This window comes from Ruegeria sp. S84 (genome assembly GCF_056583445.1).
Window position 1 is genome coordinate 1,999,224 of sequence record NZ_CM152618.1, and the last position, 19,291, is coordinate 2,018,514.

22 protein-coding genes are annotated in these 19,291 nt (G+C 57.3%); 3 read left to right on the forward strand and 19 right to left on the reverse strand.

The window, feature by feature from the left end:
- Positions 1–9: 9 nt before the first annotated feature.
- From AC1DFB_RS10070 to AC1DFB_RS10090, 5 genes are all read right to left on the reverse strand, one after another.
- Positions 10–1,008 (reverse strand): diguanylate cyclase domain-containing protein, encoded by a 999-nt coding sequence (locus tag AC1DFB_RS10070; protein ID WP_480921186.1) that lies wholly within the window; start codon positions 1,006–1,008, stop codon positions 10–12.
- Positions 1,005–1,592: a heme NO-binding domain-containing protein gene (locus AC1DFB_RS10075; protein WP_170597072.1), complete on the reverse strand. Its 588-nt coding sequence runs from the start codon at positions 1,590–1,592 to the stop codon at positions 1,005–1,007. The genes AC1DFB_RS10070 and AC1DFB_RS10075 overlap by 4 nt, the downstream gene beginning before the upstream one ends.
- Before the next feature lie 123 nt (positions 1,593–1,715).
- Positions 1,716–3,275, reverse strand: coding sequence for a trimethylamine methyltransferase family protein (locus AC1DFB_RS10080; RefSeq protein WP_170403942.1), 1,560 nt, complete (start codon positions 3,273–3,275; stop codon positions 1,716–1,718).
- 113 nt (positions 3,276–3,388) lie between these two features.
- Positions 3,389–4,084 carry an HAD family hydrolase gene (locus AC1DFB_RS10085; protein WP_170800007.1) on the reverse strand — a complete coding sequence of 232 codons (696 nt, stop codon included), beginning with the start codon at positions 4,082–4,084 and terminating at the stop codon, positions 3,389–3,391.
- Between the two features lie 19 nt (positions 4,085–4,103).
- Positions 4,104–4,388, reverse strand: coding sequence for a DUF3572 domain-containing protein (locus AC1DFB_RS10090; protein WP_170397013.1), 285 nt, complete (start codon positions 4,386–4,388; stop codon positions 4,104–4,106).
- Between the two features lie 89 nt (positions 4,389–4,477).
- Here AC1DFB_RS10090 and AC1DFB_RS10095 point away from each other — a divergent pair, with 89 nt between their 5' ends.
- A complete protein-coding gene (locus tag AC1DFB_RS10095) occupies positions 4,478–5,878 on the forward strand; it encodes a diguanylate cyclase (RefSeq protein ID WP_170801344.1) in 1,401 nt (466 codons plus the stop codon).
- A 4-nt stretch (positions 5,879–5,882) separates the two neighbouring features.
- Here AC1DFB_RS10095 and AC1DFB_RS10100 read toward each other — a convergent pair whose 3' ends face one another.
- Genes AC1DFB_RS10100 through AC1DFB_RS10115 form a run of 4 tightly spaced genes read right to left on the reverse strand, consistent with a single transcriptional unit; the run spans position 5,883 to position 7,766 of the window.
- Positions 5,883–6,356 carry a periplasmic heavy metal sensor gene (locus tag AC1DFB_RS10100; RefSeq protein WP_170397015.1) on the reverse strand — a complete coding sequence of 158 codons (474 nt, stop codon included), beginning with the start codon at positions 6,354–6,356 and terminating at the stop codon, positions 5,883–5,885.
- A complete protein-coding gene (locus AC1DFB_RS10105; RefSeq protein ID WP_170397018.1) occupies positions 6,353–6,697 on the reverse strand; it encodes a hypothetical protein in 345 nt (114 codons plus the stop codon). Before AC1DFB_RS10105 ends, AC1DFB_RS10100 begins: the two co-directional genes overlap by 4 nt.
- Complete coding sequence (locus AC1DFB_RS10110) at positions 6,690–7,304, reverse strand: RNA polymerase sigma factor (protein WP_480921187.1); 615 nt, start codon at positions 7,302–7,304, stop codon at positions 6,690–6,692. Before AC1DFB_RS10110 ends, AC1DFB_RS10105 begins: the two co-directional genes overlap by 8 nt.
- A 6-nt stretch (positions 7,305–7,310) precedes the next feature.
- Entirely contained in the window at positions 7,311–7,766 is a 456-nt protein-coding gene (locus AC1DFB_RS10115; RefSeq protein ID WP_170800005.1) for an EF-hand domain-containing protein, read from the reverse strand.
- A 220-nt stretch (positions 7,767–7,986) separates the two neighbouring features.
- Between AC1DFB_RS10115 and AC1DFB_RS10120 the strand changes: the two genes are divergently transcribed.
- Both AC1DFB_RS10120 and AC1DFB_RS10125 read left to right on the forward strand, forming a co-directional pair.
- The gene (locus AC1DFB_RS10120; protein ID WP_170397024.1) at positions 7,987–8,385 is read left to right on the forward strand and encodes a DUF983 domain-containing protein; all 399 of its coding nucleotides are present in this window, start codon (positions 7,987–7,989) and stop codon (positions 8,383–8,385) included.
- Positions 8,382–9,083, forward strand: coding sequence for an NUDIX hydrolase (locus tag AC1DFB_RS10125; RefSeq protein WP_480921188.1), 702 nt, complete (start codon positions 8,382–8,384; stop codon positions 9,081–9,083). Before AC1DFB_RS10120 ends, AC1DFB_RS10125 begins: the two co-directional genes overlap by 4 nt.
- Here AC1DFB_RS10125 and AC1DFB_RS10130 read toward each other — a convergent pair.
- From AC1DFB_RS10130 to nuoI, 10 genes are read right to left on the reverse strand one after another with little or no spacing between them, the layout of a single operon-like run.
- A complete protein-coding gene (locus AC1DFB_RS10130; RefSeq protein WP_480921189.1) occupies positions 9,080–10,747 on the reverse strand; it encodes a ribonuclease J in 1,668 nt (555 codons plus the stop codon). The two genes, AC1DFB_RS10125 and AC1DFB_RS10130, sit on opposite strands and share 4 nt — an antisense overlap.
- Positions 10,744–11,523: a type III pantothenate kinase gene (locus AC1DFB_RS10135; protein ID WP_170397028.1), complete on the reverse strand. Its 780-nt coding sequence runs from the start codon at positions 11,521–11,523 to the stop codon at positions 10,744–10,746. Before AC1DFB_RS10135 ends, AC1DFB_RS10130 begins: the two co-directional genes overlap by 4 nt.
- A 12-nt stretch (positions 11,524–11,535) precedes the next feature.
- Positions 11,536–12,285, reverse strand: a complete 750-nt coding sequence (locus tag AC1DFB_RS10140; protein WP_170403973.1) for a biotin--[acetyl-CoA-carboxylase] ligase — start codon at positions 12,283–12,285, stop codon at positions 11,536–11,538.
- 56 nt (positions 12,286–12,341) lie between these two features.
- Positions 12,342–13,784, reverse strand: coding sequence for an NADH-quinone oxidoreductase subunit NuoN (gene nuoN, locus AC1DFB_RS10145; protein ID WP_170397032.1), 1,443 nt, complete (start codon positions 13,782–13,784; stop codon positions 12,342–12,344).
- 15 nt (positions 13,785–13,799) lie between these two features.
- On the reverse strand, positions 13,800–15,344 hold the full coding sequence (locus AC1DFB_RS10150) for an NADH-quinone oxidoreductase subunit M (protein ID WP_480921190.1): 1,545 nt from the start codon (positions 15,342–15,344) through the stop codon (positions 13,800–13,802).
- A complete protein-coding gene (gene nuoL / locus AC1DFB_RS10155) occupies positions 15,344–17,473 on the reverse strand; it encodes an NADH-quinone oxidoreductase subunit L (RefSeq protein WP_170597064.1) in 2,130 nt (709 codons plus the stop codon). The genes AC1DFB_RS10150 and nuoL overlap by 1 nt, the downstream gene beginning before the upstream one ends.
- Positions 17,474–17,479: 6 nt before the next feature.
- Entirely contained in the window at positions 17,480–17,785 is a 306-nt protein-coding gene (gene nuoK, locus AC1DFB_RS10160) for an NADH-quinone oxidoreductase subunit NuoK (protein ID WP_005984024.1), read from the reverse strand.
- A gap of 4 nt (positions 17,786–17,789) precedes the next feature.
- Complete coding sequence (locus AC1DFB_RS10165) at positions 17,790–18,392, reverse strand: NADH-quinone oxidoreductase subunit J (RefSeq protein ID WP_170397038.1); 603 nt, start codon at positions 18,390–18,392, stop codon at positions 17,790–17,792.
- A complete protein-coding gene (locus AC1DFB_RS10170) occupies positions 18,389–18,799 on the reverse strand; it encodes a carboxymuconolactone decarboxylase family protein (RefSeq protein ID WP_010442761.1) in 411 nt (136 codons plus the stop codon). The genes AC1DFB_RS10165 and AC1DFB_RS10170 overlap by 4 nt, the downstream gene beginning before the upstream one ends.
- Positions 18,796–19,290, reverse strand: coding sequence for an NADH-quinone oxidoreductase subunit NuoI (nuoI, locus tag AC1DFB_RS10175; protein ID WP_170397042.1), 495 nt, complete (start codon positions 19,288–19,290; stop codon positions 18,796–18,798). Before nuoI ends, AC1DFB_RS10170 begins: the two co-directional genes overlap by 4 nt.
- Between the last annotated feature and the right edge of the window lies 1 nt (position 19,291).

Genomic DNA, 19,291 nt, shown 5'->3' on the forward strand with positions numbered 1-19,291 from the left:
CTCCCGCGCTCAACCGGATTGCCGCGCATCCGATAGCTTGCAATAAAACCGGTGGCAGGATCGCCCGCTTCGTTTCGCGGCGTATAGGGCCAGATCGGCGGCATGCAGAATATCCTCGGCCTTGGGCACCTCAAATTGTGTTGAGAGTGCTGTGCCAATGCTCGCCGATATCCGGCAGGTTGCCTCATCAAACTGCATAGGCTTGCACAGGCGTGAAATCAGGCGCCCTGCAATACCATCAAGCTTTGTACGGTCTGTCATGCCCTTGAAGATCAAGACAAACTCATCACCCCCGACGCGGGCAACCGTGTCATCGCTGCGTGTGACGTCCAGCATGATCTTTGCGGCTTGCTGCAGAACATAGTCCCCTGCAGCATGCCCCAATCGATCATTGACCGATTTGAAGAAATCCAGATCCAGATGCATCATTGCAAAACTCGATTTCGACGAAATCAAATGCCCCAGAATATGATCCATCGCACGTCGATTTTTCAGCCCGGTCAACGTGTCCGTGTAGGCTTGTTCTTCTGCCGCCAGCATCGCACCTTGCAGACGCAAGTTCAGTGAGCGTGACGCTTCCATCGCGGCAGAATTTGCCTCGACCAGATACAACAATTCTATGGCCAGATCAGTGCCCGGGAAATCGGTGCTGGTCAGAGAATAGTCGCGTACCGCATCCAGTATCGAAATTCCAAACGACAGGTTGATGACCGCCCCGCTTCCGCCAGGAAACGGCGCAATCAGACCTTTGAACGCAGTCTGCGGCCGGTCTTGAAACCTGAGGTGTAGCTTTCGGTCCGGCACCATCATCAGCGCAGCTACTGTCGTGATTGAGCGAGGGCGCACCAGTTCAAAGACATCCAGAAAGCTTCGGCCGACCATAGGCCGATCCGGACGTAGCTTCTGCAGAGTTGGTCCAACCTGCCCGATCCGCCCCATGTCATCTACAAGGACGAACATCGGACATAAGGTGTCCAGCAACTGTCCAAGATCTGCGGTCTTGATCATGATTTACGTGCCCCAAGATCAAAGTGACGCCCTTCGGCAAACGCGCTTTCGATCAATGTGATTGAAATCAACTCAGCCCCGTTTTGGCACCCTTCATTGGACAGGATCACCAACGCCCCATAGTCATCCGCCATGGCTCGTAGTACACCTGTCATGACGCTGGAATACCCCGGCAAATCAGGAGTGCAATGCAGGTGATATTCCCCGGGCGAGTGTTCCTGCAATTCCAAATCCGGCAATCTCAGATCGGACACAGCAAGGCGGACGCGATCCGACAGATCATCAAGCGAATGCAGAAACTCCAAATAGGTGACCCCGCCAAAACGCAATAACCTGCGTAGATCTTCCATGTTCGAGTGTGAGACCAGATAAGTGCCCAAATCCTCAAGAAATTCGGATTTTGGGCGGTTCAAGTCAGCGCACAAAGCGTCGAGCACTCGGGTCGATATCTCCGCGTCATAGATCAACATCGCCTCGAACTCGTCAAATCCCAGCCCGGTCGTATGAGTCGCGCGCAACCAGCATTGACGCCCGTAGGTGGCGCAGACAAAGGATTGGATCGCCCTGTTGATCAGCCCGTGCATGAGTCGCCTCAGATTGAAAGACACTCTCAAGTGATCGCAGAAAGCTTAACAAACACCCAAAATCCGATACGGGATTATGAGAATCCGATCTAATCCCAAACTGAAGTGCGGATTGGGCAGCGATCAGAAATCGGTCGGCGCACCGCCTTCGGCCTTGCGGCGCTCAACAAACTCGGCCAGCTCCTCGCGGATCGCCTCATCCATCTTCGGGGCTTCGAAATTGTTCACGATCTCCTTGAACATCCGATGGGCACGTTCCGCAGTCCAGATACCACCAGCTGCTTCCCAGGCTTCGAAGTTTTTCCAATCACTCAGGAACGGCTGATAAAATGCGGTGGTATAACGATCTTGCGTATGTTGGATGCCAAAGAAATGCCCGTCGTTTCCAACAGACCGGATCGCTTCAAGGGCGATGTCATCCGGGCCCGTCGCTGTCAGTTCCGGCTGCATATACCTCTGAATCTGCTGCAGGATTTCGCAATCCATGATGAATTTCTCGGGGCTTGCGATAAGGCCTCCTTCAAGCCAGCCTGCCGCATGATATACCATGTTGGTGCCTGACTGCACCGCCGCCCAAAGGGAATTCGAGGTTTCCCAAACCGACTGCCCATCGGGCACATTTGCCGCGCAAACGCCCGAGGACCGCATAGGCAAGCCATAATACCGTGCCATCTGCCCAGTCATCTGGGTCGAGCGCATGTATTCCGGTGTCCCGAATGCAGGCGCACCGGATTTCATATCGACATTCGAAGTAAAGGTCCCGATCACGCATGGAATACCCGGGCGAACATACTGAAACAACGCAATCGCGCACAGCGCTTCGGCAAGCGATTGTGCCACTGCGCCAGCCATCGTCACAGGGGCCATCGCCCCGGCCAGAGTGAAAGGCGTCACGACAATTGCCTGCCCACGCCGCGCAAGCCGCAGGCAGCCATCGATCATTGGATGGTCGTGTTTCAACGGTGAGGTCGAGTTGATGTTAGTGTACATCCGCGGCGTGGCCTCGAATTCCTCGTGGCTCAGGCCACCCGCGATACGCACCATCTCCATCACGTCTTCGACGCGCTCTTTCCCCAGCGAATAGGCATGCATTGCCTTGTCGGTCAGGGTCAGCTTGTCATAAAGCACATCAAGGTGCCTTATGCTGGCGTGGATATCGACCGGCTCAACCGGATATCCACCTGCAAAGTGGATACAGTTGAAGTATTGCGTCAGCTTCAGCAGGTCCTGACACATCCGCCGGGTGCCGGGCACTTTTTTTCCAATTTCCATGTCCCAATAATTTGGTGGGGATGAAACATTGCCGAACAGAATGGTCCTGCCACCAATCTCGATCTGATGCTCCGGGTTGCGCGGCGTGATGGTAAATTTGCTGGGCGCCTTGCCCACCATTTCCATCACGAAATCCCGGTCCATACGGACGTTGTCGCCGGAAATTGTACAGCCCGCCTTGCGCAGGATCCCGATGGCTTCTTGATTGTAGAACTCGATGCCGATCTCTTCGAGAATCCGCATGGCACCTTCGTGAACCGCTTCGATCCCCTCGGGTCCCAACGGCTCGATTGGCTTGTCGATGTTTGTGGGCGGGTTCCAGGGCATCTGCTCGATCACCGCCGCGCCGCGCCTCGCGGCTGCGCCCGCGCGTCCACCACCGCGACGTTTGCGTGTCTTGCTCTCAGCCATCACCATCCTCCGCGCTTTCACTCCTATGAAAGCCCCGAAGATTCAGTATCGCCGTTCTGTCTGCGACAAGAGTTGTCGGTTTTATTATCCAACCCGGCGATTTGGAACCGAGGTTATTCGGTTTTCGACAACCAGCCGGGAATGTGCCCGATGTTGGGCAAGACGACATCCGCCAGCGGTTCGAGTGTTTTGGCCGTCGCCATGCCGGTCAGAACCCCGATGGTGACCATCCCTGCGGCGCGTCCCGCCTCTAGATCGTGAAGACTGTCACCAACCATCGCAACACGAGATGGCGCGACCTCGACATGCTGAGCAAAGGCCAATAGCTGCCCCGGACCTGGCTTGTAACCATGTCCGCTGTCATATCCGGCTACAAAATCAAAATGGTCCCGCACACCAACGGACTGCAGGTGCTGCAGGGCCGGCATTTCAGCATCGTTCGTCGCAACGCCCAGTTTCAGCCCGGCGCGCCGCAGCTCGGCAAGGAATGGTGCCAAGGGAACGGCTTGGATCTGCTCTGCGTTCGCTGACGCCCGGTTGAGTGTTTCGATCAGGTGCCCCAGAGATACCTCAGGCAAATGCGGTGTCAGGGCTGCAGCAACTTCATCGACCGTTCCGGCGATGACTACGCTATTCGGGTCGTAGCTCTCTTGTTCAAAATCAAATCCGATGGCCTTCCCCAACTCGGTCGCGCGCTGCACATCTCCATCAGAGAGCTGCAGCATCGCGTTACGCCCGAACGCACCCCAAGTGGCTGCAAAATCAAAAAGAGTACCGTCCTTGTCGAACACGAGGGCGTCGATTGCCATGAAACAAATTTCCTTTGGGTTAGGTCCAGTGCATATCCGAAATTCCGGACAACGCGGCGCGGGCTTGACCCGGCTCTTCGTAGGGCACGGAATTGGCGTCACAAAAAGCGATCACCCATGAATCGTCAAGCAGCAGAAAGTCCAACACAGACCCAAGAAATTCAGCCTCACCCGCACGGTCGCGCAAATCTTGTTCCGAGGCACCTGTCGCCCCCAGGAAAACGGGCAGCAACTCATCATTTCCCACCAGCCAGCCCAGCACATTCAGGGCCAGAGTTTCAGCGGAATTGGCGGAGATCGGCATAAACTGGCCTCGGACACTGTGTTGGAAAGGGTTTGTTAACCAGACTCATAAACACTTTAGCAACGCATGCAATCAAACGGTGAATGGCTATGTCTGTACAAGGCACCATACTCGTCCTCGACGGTGTTTCGACCAATCGCATAATGCTCAAGGTTCAGTTGACGGCCGCCTGGTACCATGTCGTGCAGGGTGAGAAAGTGGCCGGGCTTGGTGCATTACTGCGGCGGACACGGCCTGATCTGGTTCTTACTGCGCAAACTCTGCCCGACGGAACCGCTGCGGATGTTAAGAAAGTGATGACGGCAGATCCTGCCCTGATCGATGTGCCGATTGTGGCGATTGCACCGCAGAACGACAAAGCAGCGCGTTTGAAGGCACTGTCGGACGGGCTGGATGATGTGCTTGGCTATCCGTTCAAGGATACACTTCTATTGGCCCGCGTGCGCAGCTTGTTACGTACGCGCGCCGAACGGCAGGAATTAAACATCGAAGGTTCGGCCCAAACCATTGGCTTTGGCGAGGCGCCACAGGTGCTGATCGCCCCGCCATCGACGGCAGAGATCGCGATCCTGACGCAAACAGTTCGAACCAGCGCGTTGTGGAGTAATGCTCTGACCCATCAAACCCGGCATCGTGTGACCGGCCATACTCTGCCTGATCTCAAAGGCATCCTGTCCGGAACGATCCCGGACGCGATTGTTGTTGAGCTTGCACCGAATAGCTCGGGGCGGAACCTACTGGCAGATCTTCGGTCGCGCGGTGCGACACGAAATACGGTGCTGATCGGTGTGTTGCCGGATGATAATCCCGCACTTGCGGCCGAGGCGCTGGACCGAGGCGCTGATGCGGTCTGCATGGGCGGGTTTCAGACAGATGAGATATGCTTGCGGCTTGAAACTCTGATCGCCCGCAAGACCCGAGACGACAGATTGCGAGCGACATTGCGCAGGGATTTGGCCGAATCCCTGATCGATCCGCTGACCGGACTGTTCAATCGCCGCTATGCGATGCGCGCGCTGGACCAGATCGCGCTTCAGGCCCCAGAAACGGAACACGGATTCGCTGTGATGCTGGCCGATCTGGACCACTTCAAGGCAATCAATGACCGATACGGTCACGCCGCAGGGGATTTAGTCCTGACCGAAACCGCGAAAAGGCTGCGAGTCGTGATAGGAAAAACCGGTTTTGTCGCGCGTATCGGCGGCGAAGAGTTCATGATCGGGCTACCGAATACCTCAACCGACCAAGCGCTGAAGCAAGCGAAACAGATTTGTGAAACAATTTGCGAAAAACCTTTTCAGCTGCCGGATCGTCCAGCCCCAGTACCCGTAACGATCAGCGTGGGGGTGAAATTATGTACCCCGCCCGAACTCTCTCATCCAGGCGAAACAGACCCGGTTGGTCGATTGATCAGCTCGGCGGACAAAGCACTTTATGCCGCCAAAAAAGCGGGCCGCAACCAGGTACAGATTCGGCAAAGCGCAGCGTGACTAGTCAGTCCCGTTTTTTGTGTTTGCGCGGGCCGCGTTTAACTACGTCCTCCAGCCGGTCCGCGTAAGCGGCACGTTGGTCATCATTCATGGCCGAGATCTGGGCCAGCCATTGCTGATGAAGCGCAGTCTGCAGATCAGCAGTTGCCTTCGACTGCTGTGCCAAAAGACTCGCAACCGCTGCGGGATCGAAAGGCACGGCCCTAAGCACTTGACTAAGAGCAGTAAAATCCTGCTTGCGCCGATGTGATCCTTTTCCGCGCAGGTCCGACAACTCACCTCTCAGAGCCTTTCGATCCGACTTTGGCAGCGCATAATACAGCGCCGGGCCAAATCCCGGAGGCGCATCGGCATGAGCGCTTCCTTTGAAGCGCAATGCCGCACCCAAAATGACTCCGACAATCAGCAGATTCAAAGCAAGAGAGACAACCAGCAATATCGGCATCCATTTGCGTTTGGGTGCGGGATGATCGCTCATTCTGCGTCCTCCAGATAGTTTTCGTCTAAATTCAGATCGGCCATCAGATAGGTCGTCTCTTGTGAGATGAAATAATCAACAGGGTCCGGCAAGAAGGCCGGAGCGGAGAACCCGATCCAGACGCCAGCTGCGCTTGCGGCCACAAGACCGCTCAACCCTTGCCACCCCCCGATAACGCCTATCTTTTGCCGCCATGTCCGCCGCTGCGGTCTTGCAGTCCGGGCCAGACGTATGGCTTCGGCATCCGTTTCGATGCGAACCGCAAGATCGTCAGGAAACGTATCCCGCGCCGCACGCGCCCGTGCAAACAGATGGTCGAGTTCGTTATCTTGATCAGCCATGTTCGTACCCCAGTTCATCCCGACGCCCCGCCAGTATCGCGGTCAGAGATCGTTTGCCACGCGCGGTCAGGCTTTCAACCGCCTCGACCGAAATATCCATGATCCCCGCGATTTCGGGATTGGACAATTCTTCGATGTGCCGCAGAACCACAGCCTGCCGCTGCCGGTCCGGCAAATGCTCCAATGCAGCCTGCAACGCGTCCTTGCGGGCACTCTCCTGCATCTGGTCGACCACACTGGCAGTCTCATCTTCGGGTTCGGCCACATTGTCCAACGCTTGAGGCCGCTTTTTCCGGCGCAAGTCCACACATAGATTCAGTGTTACGCGATAGAGCCAGGTCGATAACTGCGCCTGCCCCGGCACCCAGTTAGGTGCCATCTTCCAAAGGCGCATCATCGCTTCTTGCGTCACGTCCTCTGCTTCTGCTGGGTTTCCCAGCATTCGCAAAGCCACGGAATAACTTCGCGGCCCCAACCGCCCGGTCAGCAGGCGGGCCGCCGTAGCATCGCCATCAGAAAACCGGCCCAGCAACTCTTCGTCGCTGGGCTCGGGCATGGCAGGTGTTCCGCCATGCTCGATGTCGGGATAAGAGGTCAGATCCTCCATCCCGTATCAGTTGTTGTCGGTGTCCGACTTCTGATGCCGCTTGTGTTTCCGGCCCATTTTATCTTTTGCATCCGCGTATTCCTGTTCTGAGATCGAACCGTTGCCGTCGGCATCGATGCGCTCGAACATCTTGGAGGCGCGGCGCGGTTTCGGCAATTCATCTTCGCTAAGGAAACCATCCGCATTTGCGTCGTGCTTTTCGAACATCTTGGTAACACGCTCGTTGGCATTGGTCTGCGCCGCAGCCTGCATTTCTTCGACGCTCAGTTGGCCGTCGCCATCCGTATCGGCAGCGGTGAACTTCTGGTTGCGATGTGTCTCGATCTCGGCCTGAGTCACCTGCCCGTCCCCGTCGGCATCCAGTTCCTGAAATGTCGCACGCGGGCCCTTGGCCAAAGCGGAAGTGCCGGTCACAGTAACTGCAGCTACGACGATTGCCGAAATGAAGCTTTTGGTTTTCATTACATAGTTCCCTGAATTTGGCGGCCATTTGCCGCTGTTGATACCTATTCAAACGCGGCTTGGGCGGGTTTCCGTCGCTTCCGGCACAACTTTTTTTGCTTTATTTGAAACGCCAATAGAAAATGATACGCTAAGCAGCAGCGCCACAAAGCGACGCACCCCCTTTTCCGTTGGGTTTGATCCTGCCTATATGCCTCCAGGAAAGATGCGCGAGATACATATGATTGACCAAACTATTGACAGTTCGCTCGAAGAAGACCGCCCAACAAAACCCGCATTGATCCGAGGGTTCCGGTGCAAATGCCCGAATTGCGGTGAGGGTGCGCTGTTGCACAGCTATCTCAAGGTGAATGACACCTGTTCGGAATGCGGGCAGGAATTGTTCCATCATCGCGCTGATGACGGCCCGGCCTACCTGACGATCCTGCTGGTGGGGCACCTTCTGGCACCCGCCCTTCATGTCTCTTACGTGCAGTGGCGTCCCGATCCATGGACCATGGCGATTGCATTCTCGATCGGATGCGTCGCGCTGTCCCTGTTCCTTCTGCCCCGTCTCAAAGGGGCCGTGGTCGCCTATCAATGGGCGCGGCGGATGCACGGGTTTGGCAAGGCCGGATGACGGCGGATAAAACCGCAATCCGGGATGCTGCTACCGTAATCGTATTGCGTGATCGGTTCACAGACCCGTCGATCCTGATGGGCCAACGCGGTGCCAAGGCTGCGTTCATGCCGAACAAATTCGTGTTCCCGGGCGGCGCGGTTGATGCTTCCGATGCGGGCATCCCGCTTAGCGCGCCATTGCCCGATCTATGCACCGATCGCCTGTCACAACAATCAGCGCCAAACTTGCAGACCTCTCTGGCTGTCGCGGCGATCCGAGAGTTGTGGGAAGAAACCGGGCTTGTTCTGGGGCAACGAGGGGATTGGCAAGGCGCGATCCCGGCCGATTGGCAAAGCTTTGCGGCGATGGGCTACCTGCCGTCTGCAGAAGCACTGCAATTTGTCTTTCGCGCAGTCACACCGCCGGGGCGACCCCGCCGGTTCGACGCCAGGTTCTTTCTGGTCGATGCGGACGCGATTCAGGGGGATCTTGACGACTTCACCCATGCCTCGGACGAGCTATCGCATTTGCAATGGGTCAAGATCAGCCAAGCGCGAGAGTTCGACCTGCCCTTCATCACCGAAGTTGTTCTGGCCGAAGTCGCTGCCCGTGCAGAGGACCCGAACCCGCCTGAAACCGTTCCCTTCTTTCTCAACAACGAAGAGGCCAGCCTTTTCCTGCAGCTTCGGGGCTATCCGATGCCCTATGCAGATTAACGCATTCGGCTAACAACCACTGTTACCTCGGGTTTCTTGCCGATCTCGGCCTGCGCGGTCTGACGTGCGATCCGGCGCAACCCTTCTTCCAGTTTGTCGTCATCACGCAGCGTCTTTGCGCCCGCACGCATCAGGAACTGGTTCAGGTCCTCTTCCAGCACCTCAATCAGCCCCGCGCGGGATGATCCCATTTCGGGCAGGCCCATCGTATCGCACCACGGCTCACCCAGCGGTTCGTCTTCTTCGTCCAATATCACGGTGATGGTGATATGGCCGTTCAGCGCCATGCGAATCCGGTCGCGCACCACGCCGTCCAAGGCGCCGATTTTGACTGTACCATCCAGATAGGTCCGGCCAGTCTCGATATAATCCGCCACTTTGGGCGCATTCCCAGTCAGATCCAGCATAGTGCCGTTAACAGCGAGAATCCCAGTACGTCCGCCCGTTTCGGCCAGTTTGGCATGCTCACGCAAGTGGCGGTGTTCGCCATGCATCGGGATGACCATCTGCGGATCGATCAGAGCGTGAACCTTCTCAAGATCAGGCCGGTTGGCGTGACCCGAGACGTGATACAGACCAGAGCTGTCATCGACCACATCCACGCCCTTCTCACTGAGCTGGTTCATGATGCGGATCACGCCACGTTCATTGCCGGGAATAGTCTTGGACGAGAACAGAAACAGATCGCCCTCTTTCGCTTCTAGTCCGCGATACTTACCGCGCGCCAGTTGGGCGCTGGCTGCGCGGCGTTCGCCTTGGCTGCCAGTCACAATCAACATCAGGTTCGCGCGTGGCACGTCGACGGCCTCTTCGGCGCTGATAACCTTTGGAAAATCGGTCAGGATGCCGGTCTCGGTCGCCGCCTCAATCATACGCCGCATCGCACGACCCAGCAGAACGACCGAACGGCCGGCTTTCTGTCCCGCCTCTGCCAGCGTTTTCACGCGTGCCACGTTCGAGGCAAACGTGGTTGCGATGACCATGCCGCGGGCCTCTTGAATCAGACGGGTGATCTCGGGGCCGACTTCGGATTCCGAACGCCCGGGATGGCTTGAGAACACATTGGTACTGTCACAGACCAACGCTTTGACACCGGGCTTTGCCACCTCGGCCCACAGATCGGGATCGAATGGTTCGCCCACGACCGGGTTGGAATCGAGCTTGAAATCCCCCGTATGCACCACGCGCCCGGCAGGAGAGTCGATAACGAGCCCTGCACTTTCAGGGATGGAATGCGAAACCGGCAGGAAACCAACGGTAAACGGGCCAGCCTTGATCTGTTCGGGCCATGGAGACGCAGTTTGCACCGCCTCGGTCGGGTGGCCGCGTTCTTCCATCTTGCGACGCGCGATATTGGCGGTAAAAGCGCGCGCGTAGACCGGCGCGCCCAAAGCCTCATAACAGTGGGCCACCGCCCCGACATGATCTTCGTGCGCGTGAGTGACAAAAACTGCTTCCAGCTGGTCGGCACGCTCTTTCAGCCAGGTGATGTCTGCAAAGATCAGATCCACGCCGGGCGAGGTGTCCATGTCCGGGAAGGCAACGCCAAGATCCACAAGGATCAACCGCTCTTGCCCCGGCTTACCGTAACCATAGACATAGGCATTCATGCCGATTTCGCCTGCACCGCCCAGCGGCAGATAGATCAGTCGTTTACTGCTCATGTTGAGCCATTTTCCTTGTTATAGCGATGAATCACGGTCAACCCGTGCATCGTCAGATCATCCTCGATAGCGTCAAAACCCACGTCAGCCTGGTCAAACAGAGGCGCCAGCCCCCCGGTACCGACGACTTTCATCGCCATTCCGTATTCAGCTTTCACGCGCGAGATCAGCCCTTCGATGAGGCCGGAATATCCCCAATACACGCCGGACTGGATACAGCCAACCGTGTTTGTTCCAATCACTTTTTCGGGCCTCGTGATGTCGATATGCGGCAACGCCGCGGCACCCTGATGCAGTGCCTCAAGACTCAGGTTCACGCCAGGGGCGATGATACCACCGACGTAGGCGCCGTCGGCTGCTACTACGTCGAAATTCGTAGCCGTCCCAAAGTCAACCACAACCACATTGCCGCCATGGCGGTCGAACGCCGCCGCCGCGTTGGCCAACCGGTCCGGACCGGGCACGGTGCCTTCGTCCACGCGCGGATTGACCGGCAGCAGGCAATCTGGCTTGCCAACAACAATCGGCCGGCATCCAAAAAAGCGATCAGCAAAGACCCGCAGGTTGAACACCACGCGTGGCACGGTTGAGGCGATGATCACATCCGAGATATCAGCTTCGATACCGTAGTGTTTCACCAAGGTTGAATACCAAGTGAAATATGCGTCCGCTGTGCGGGCATGATGAGTTGAGGTGCGCAGGGTGCACAGAAACTTTTCGCCATCCCAGATCGAGAAAACGGTGTTGGTATTGCCGCAATCAATCGCCAGAAGCATCCCGCGCCCCTTTCAGAAGTACACATCCGCAGCCGGAATGCTGACCCGGCCCTTGGCGGTGTTTAGGACAAGGCTGCCACCCACGTCTACCGTTTCGAAGGTTCCAACCGTTTCGGACGTGGCTGTACGAGCGGTTATGACTTCGCCCAACCGCGCTGCTCGGGATAGCCAGGCGGTGCGGATCGGTTCGAACCCGTAGGTCATGAACTGGGTCTCATAATGCGCATAAGCTACCGCCAGTTCGGTCAGAAAATCCTCGGGGGTGGTGAGCGCGCCGGTTTCCGAGAGCAGAGAAACCGGTCGCACCGCTCCGGCTTCGACGCGATCAGTGCCCGGTGCCTCGGACAGGTTCACCCCAACCCCTATCGCCAGATGTGACACCCCCCGGCCCTGCCCCGTGCTTTCTAGCAGGATACCCGCTAGTTTTCCGCCGTTGAGCAGCACGTCATTGGGCCATTTCAGTGCCAAACCTACTGCGCGCCCTGTTACCGCCACACAGGCATCATACAGGGCGAGCGCTGCGACAAAACTTCGAAGCGCCGCCTGTTCCGGATCACCCGGCGGGCGCATCAGCAAAGTCGCTGCCAGATTACCTTTGGGGTTGGCCCAGGCTCGCCCGCGCCGACCACGCGCGGCGGTCTGATGATGTGCCATGATCCAGACCGGACCGGTCGCTGTTGGCGCAAGCCGCACCGCCTCATTCAGAGTACTGTCGACTTCTTTCAGTATATGCAGGCCATATCCCTGCGGCCATTCGCTCATGTCAAAAAGGCCCGGTCGCGCGAGACCGAGCCTCGGTTGTTCGAAACGCGGCAGTATCAGTTGACAAGCGTCGCCGCAGCAGCTGCAGCTGCCCCTTCCACACCGAACTGATAAAATACGCCAATCAACATCAGAGCCGCAGAGCCCATCAGCGCTGCCCACAAAACCGGGGTCGAGCGGATCTCGATCGGGTCTTCATTCTCCGCCCCGAAATACATGTAGAACACGATCCGCAGATAGTAGAACGCACCAATGACCGAGGCGATGGCCGAGACGATCACCAGCCCGAACAGGTCGGCATCGATACCCGCTTGCCAGACGCCGAACTTGGCGAAGAAGCCCAGCATCGGTGGCACGCCCGCCAGACTGAACATCAAGATCAGGACCGCCAGAGCTTTGCCCGGATCGCGCTTCGAGAACTGACGTAGCGCATCAATATCAGTGACCGGTTTGCCATCACGCTCCATCATCAGGATGAATGCGAAGGTTCCGATATTCATCGTCACATAGATGGCCAGATACATCAGCATTGCCTTGATGCCCATCTCGGTCCCGGCGGCCAGTCCGATCAGAGCATATCCCATATGGGCAATCGACGAAAACGCCATCAGCCGCTTGATGTCACGCTGCCCAATGGCCGCAACCGCGCCCAGCAGCATCGACAGGACCGAAAGCAGCACGATCACTTGCTGCCAATCCTTGATCACGCCTCCGAAGGCATCATGCATCAGGCGCGCGAACAGGGCCATCGCAGCCACTTTCGGAGCGGTGGCGAAGAACGCGGTAATCGGGGTCGGAGACCCTTCATACACATCCGGCGTCCACATGTGGAACGGCACGGCCGAGACCTTGAAGGCCAGACCCGAGATCATGAACACCAGGCCAAACAGGAGGCCAATCGAGACATCTCCATGATGCACCGTTTGGATGATGCCCGAAAACAGCGTGGTGCCAGTGAAGCCGTAAACCAGCGACGCACCATAGAGCAGCAAGCCAGAACTCAACGCGCCCAGCACGAAGTATTTCAGACCGGCTTCGGTGGATTTGGCACTGTCGCGCCGCAAGGCGGCGACGACGTAAAGTGACAGCGACTGCAGCTCAAGCCCCATATAAAGCGACATCAGATCGCCTGCGCTAACCATCATCATCATGCCTACAGCCGCAAGTGCGACCAGCAGAGGATATTCAAAGCGCAGCAGATCGCGGCGCGCCATATATTCCTGGCTCATCAGCAATACCGCAGCGGCAGACAGCAGAATCGCAACCTTTGCAAATCGAGCAAAGCCGTCATCCACAAACATGCCGTTGAAGGCCACGTTAGTACCTTCGCCATTCATCGCAATCCAGATTGCCAACACCGCCATCAGACCTGAAGTGGCCCAGACCAGCATGGGAGCCAGAGCATCCTTGGTGGTGTAGACAGCCCCGATCAGCGCCGCCATCGCATAAATTGCCAGAACAATTTCCGGCAGGATGATTGTCAGATCAGCCTGGATCATGTCTCCAAAGCCCCCTTAATGCGAAGCGGCTGTCTGGGTTGCGGCTTCAGCCGCGGCCAGAGCCGTGTCATAGTTCGAGATTAGCGCTGCGGTGGATTGCCCGATCACATCGGTCACCAGCGAGGGATAAACCCCAAGCAGAATGGTCATCACGATCAGCGGCGCGAAGATCAGCCGCTCGCGCGAGCTCATGTCTGTGATGGCCTTGAGGCTTTCCTTGATCAGATCTCCAAAGACTACCCGGCGATAGAGCCATAGCGCATAGCCCGCCGAGAAGATCACACCGGTTGCAGCCACAGCCGTCACCCAGGTGTTGACCTGGAATGCGCCCATCAGGGTCAGGAATTCCCCGATGAAGCCCGATGTACCAGGCAAGCCGACATTGGCCATGGTGAACAGCATGAAGACCAGAGCGTAAGCCGGCATCCGGATGACCAAACCGCCATACGCCTCGATATCGCGGGTGTGCATCCGGTCATAGATCACGCCAACACACAGGAAGAGCGCTGCGGAAATGAACCCATGACTGAGCATCTGGAAGATCGCGCCATCAATGCCCTGCTGGTTCGCTGCAAAGATACCCATGGTCACAAAGCCCATATGCGCGACCGAGGAATAGGCGATCAGCTTCTTCATATCCTCCTGCACCAGCGCGACCAGAGAGGTGTAGACAACAGCAATCGCCGACATCCACAGCACCACATCGGTCATCACCGCAGACCCCACCGGGAACATCGGCAGGCTGAAGCGCAGGAAGCCATAGCCGCCCATCTTCAACAGGATCGCCGCCAGCACGACCGAACCTGCCGTCGGCGCCTGAACGTGCGCATCCGGCAGCCAGGTATGCACCGGCCACATCGGCATCTTCACCGCGAACGACGCGAAGAAGGCCAGGAACATCAGCGTCTGCATGCCGCCGACGACATAGATGCCCAGTACGCTGAACCCTTCGGACGAGAACTGATGGCTCATCAGCGCCTCGATATCCGTGGTGCCCGCATCCGCATACATCGCAACCATCGCCACCAGCATCAGCACCGAGCCGAGGAAGGTGTATAGGAAAAACTTGAAGCTGGCATAGATGCGGTCCTTGCCACCCCAGATACCGATGATCAGGAACATCGGGATCAGGCCCGCCTCGAAGAACAGGTAAAACAGCACGAGATCCAGCGCCATGAACACGCCCAGCATCAGCGTTTCCAGCAGCAGGAATGCGATCATGTATTCCTTGACCCGGTCCGTGACCTGCCAGCTGGCCAGAATGGTCAGCGGCATGATGAAGGTGGTCAGCAGCACGAAAAGAACGCTGATACCATCGACACCCATCTTGTACTTCAAGCCCAGCAGCCACTCGCCCTCTTCCACCATCTGGAAGCCGGTGTTGGACGGATCAAAGCCGGTATAGATGCCGATTGAGACCAGAAAGGTCACGGTTGTGGCCACCAGCGCAACCCATTTGGCGTTGCGCTGCGCGGCTACGTCCTCGCCATGCAGAAACAGGGCCAGAATGCCTGCTGCGATGGCGGGGATGAAGGTGACAATAGATAGGATATTGTCCATTAGTTTGCGCCTCCGCCGATCGACATCCAGGTGACAAGAGCGGCGATGCCCAAAACCATCCAGAAGGCGTAAGTAAAGATGTAACCCGTCTGAGCTTTGCCTGCGAGGCGGGTAAAGAAGGGCACGACGCCCATCGAAACCCCGTTCAGGAAGCCATCAATCGTGTTGCCGTCACCGCGTTTCCACAGGAACCGACCCAGCGCAATGGTAGGTTTGACAAAGATCGCGTCGTAGATCTCGTCAAAGTACCACTTATTCTTGAGAAACAGGTACAGCGGCCGCTGGTTCGCCGCCAGACGAGCGGGCAGCGACGTGTTCACGATGTAGAACCAATAGGCGACGACAAAACCCAGCAGCATAGCAACAAAAGGCGATACTTTGACCCATTTCGGAGCCTCATGCGCATCGTTCAGGACATTGTTGTCAGGTGCCATATACAGCGCGCCTTCGCCTGGCTCACCGCCAAAGCTGGCATGCTTTTTGTCCGCCTTGTAGCCACCCTCGCCTTTATCAGCCTTCGCGTCGCCTTGGTCGTCATCTGCCTTGGCCTCACCATGAGATGCGTCTGCGGCAACTTCGCCATGACCGCCAGTTTCTTCCGCCAGCGGAATACCGTAGAACTTGGCCACTTTATCGGTGTAGCCGAAGAACTGGTTGTACCACAGCATCCCCGAGAACACCGCGCCCAGAGACAGTACCCCCAGCGGGACCAGCATGACCATCGGACTTTCATGCGCGTGCTCATGCGTATGCTTGTCGCCACGCGGCTCGCCATAGAAGGTCAGGAATATCAGACGCCAGCTGTAGAATGAGGTGAACACCGCTGCGATCACCAACATCCAGAAGGCATAACCTGTGCCACCTACAAAGGCGCTTTCGATGATGGCATCCTTCGACAGGAAGCCGGCGAAGCCAAACGTGGTCAGCGGGATGCCAACACCGGTAATGGCCAGCGTGCCGATCATCATCGCCCAGAACGTATAGGGGATTTTCTTCCGCAGACCGCCGTACTCGGTCATCTCTTGCTCATGATGCATCGCATGGATCACTGAACCAGCACCAAGGAACAGCAGCGCCTTGAAGAACGCGTGCGTCAGCAGATGGAACATCGCGGCTGAGTACATGCCAACGCCGGCGGCGACAAACATGTAACCCAATTGCGAACAGGTCGAATACGCAATGACCCGCTTGATATCGGTCTGCACTAAGCCCACGGTTGCTGCGAAAAACGCAGTCGAAGCGCCAAGGAAGGCTATGAACCCGGTGGCCCCCGGTGCGAACTCCATCAGCGGCGACATACGGCAGACCAGGAACACACCTGCGGTAACCATGGTCGCAGCGTGGATCAGCGCGGACACAGGGGTCGGACCTTCCATCGCATCCGGCAGCCAGGTGTGTAGTATCAACTGCGCCGATTTACCCATCGCGCCGATGAACAGCAGAACACAGATCACCTCGATCGCGGTCCACTCACCCCAGAGGAAGCTCAGTTTTTCCTCCGCCAATGCCGGGGCCGATGCGAATATGTCTGAGAAATTGATGCTGTCGGTCAGGAAGAACAGCGCGAAGATCCCAAGCGCAAAGCCGAAATCGCCCACTCGGTTCACGATGAACGCTTTCATCGCCGCTGCATTGGCGCTGGGCTTGCGATAATAAAACCCGATCAGCAGGTACGAGGCGACACCCACGCCTTCCCAGCCAAAGAACATCTGAACCAGATTGTCCGCCGTCACCAGCATCAGCATGGCGAAGGTGAAGAACGACAGATAGGCAAAGAAACGCGGCTTATAGCTTTCGCCTTCACGCCATTGCGGGTCGTGATCCATGTAGCCGAATGAATACAAGTGAACCAGCGCCGAAACGGTCGTCACCACGATCAGCATGATCGCCGTCAGACGGTCCAGACGAATGGCCCAGCTTGTCGACAGCGAACCACTTTCGATCCAGCGCATGATCTCGATCTGCTGGGTGTGGCCGTCAAATGAGAGGAAGACGATCCAGCTGAGCAGGCAGGCCAGAAACAGCAGGCCCGTTGCGGTCCACATGGCGGCTTTCTCACCAATGAAGCGCCAGCCAAAACCGCAGATCAACGCACCCACGAGCGGGGCAAAGAGGATGGTGGTTTCCATATTCTCTTACCCCTTCATCATATTGACGTCTTCAACCGCGATGGTGCCACGGTTGCGGAAGAAGCAGACCAGAATGGCAAGACCAATCGCCGCCTCAGCCGCCGCAACTGTCAACACGAACAGCGTAAAGACCTGCCCGACCAGATCGCCGAGGAAACTAGAGAACGCCACGAGGTTGATATTCACCGCCAGCAGCATCAACTCGATGCTCATCAGCAGGATGATGACGTTCTTGCGGTTCAGGAAGAGACCGAAAATGCCGATGACGAACAGCGTCGCCGCGACCGTAAGATAGTGTTCAAGTCCGATCATCGTCTCAAAGTCCCTGCCCCGGTTTCACGTCCTTCAACTCCATCGCTTTGGCCGGGTCGCGCATCATCTGGCCGATGATGTCCTGACGCTTGATGTCCTGACGGTGGCGCAGTGTCAGCACAATGGCACCGATCATGGCCACCAGCAGGATCAGGCCCGCCAGTTGGAACAGAAGGAAGTATTGATCGTATAGAATGACGCCGAGCGCCTCAGTGTTGTGGCGGTCGCTCGGTACCGGCTGCGCCAGATTGGCGGCGGCACCCTGCGCGCTGTCCCATGCTCCGATGGCCATGACGAACTGCATCAGGATCACCAATCCGATCAACAGCGCCAGCGGCATGTAGCGCGCCATCTCGGCCTTCAGCTCGGCAAAGTCCACATCCAGCATCATCACCACGAAGAGGAACAGAACCGCAACCGCGCCGACATAAACGATAATCAGCAGCATCGCCACGAACTCGGCCCCCAGCAGCACGAACAGGCCCGCAGAGGACAGAAAGGACAGGATCAGCCACAGCACCGAATGCACCGGCTGGCGGCTGATCACCGTGAACAGCCCGCCGGTGATGGCGCTGATGGCAAACAGATAGAAGGCAAAGACGGTCATTGATCCTCATCCTCGTTATCACCCATGACCTCTTGCGCCAGATCCAGCGCACGGGTCATGGCCGGGATGCCGGCAAAGACCGACATCTGACCGATCGTTTCCACGATCTCTTGTTTCTTGGCGCCAGCTTCCAGCGCGTGGCGCACGGTCTGACGCACCGCCGAGTCCGCCTGAGCGCCCTGACAGGTCAGCCCAGCCAGCGTCAGCAGCAGGCGCGTTTTGGCGTCCAGCCCGTCCTTGTTGACGGTATTGCCGAACATCATCTCCATGACCTCTTTCGGCATGGTCGGCCACAACGCCTCAAACCCTTTGGGCGAGAAATTTTCCATCGCCGGGTTCATCGCCTTGGCCATGTCCTGAGCTTGCTTCATCATCAGCTCGAACGGATTTGTCGGACTGTCACTCATCTGTACGGCGCGTCCATTTCCAAATTGCGAGCGATTTCGGCTTCCCAGCGTTCGCCATTATCCAGCAGTTTCTGCTTGTCGTAGAACAACTCTTCCCGGGTTTCGGTGGCGAATTCGAAATTCGGGCCCTCGACGATGGCATCAACCGGACATGCCTCCTGGCAGAAACCGCAATAGATGCATTTGGTCATGTCGATGTCATAGCGCGTGGTGCGGCGGCTTCCGTCTTCGCGCGGCTCGGCATCGATGGTGATGGCTTGTGCAGGACAGATCGCTTCGCACAGTTTGCAGGCGATGCAGCGTTCCTCACCGTTCGGATAACGGCGCAGGGCATGTTCACCCCGGAACCGCGGGGACAAGGGCCCCTTTTCATGCGGGTAGTTCACGGTGGCTTTTGGGGCGAAGAAGTATTTCAAGCCCAATTTCATTCCGACCCAGAAGTCCTGCAGCAGGAAATACTTGGCGGCGCGGGTGTAGTCGATTTGAGTCATA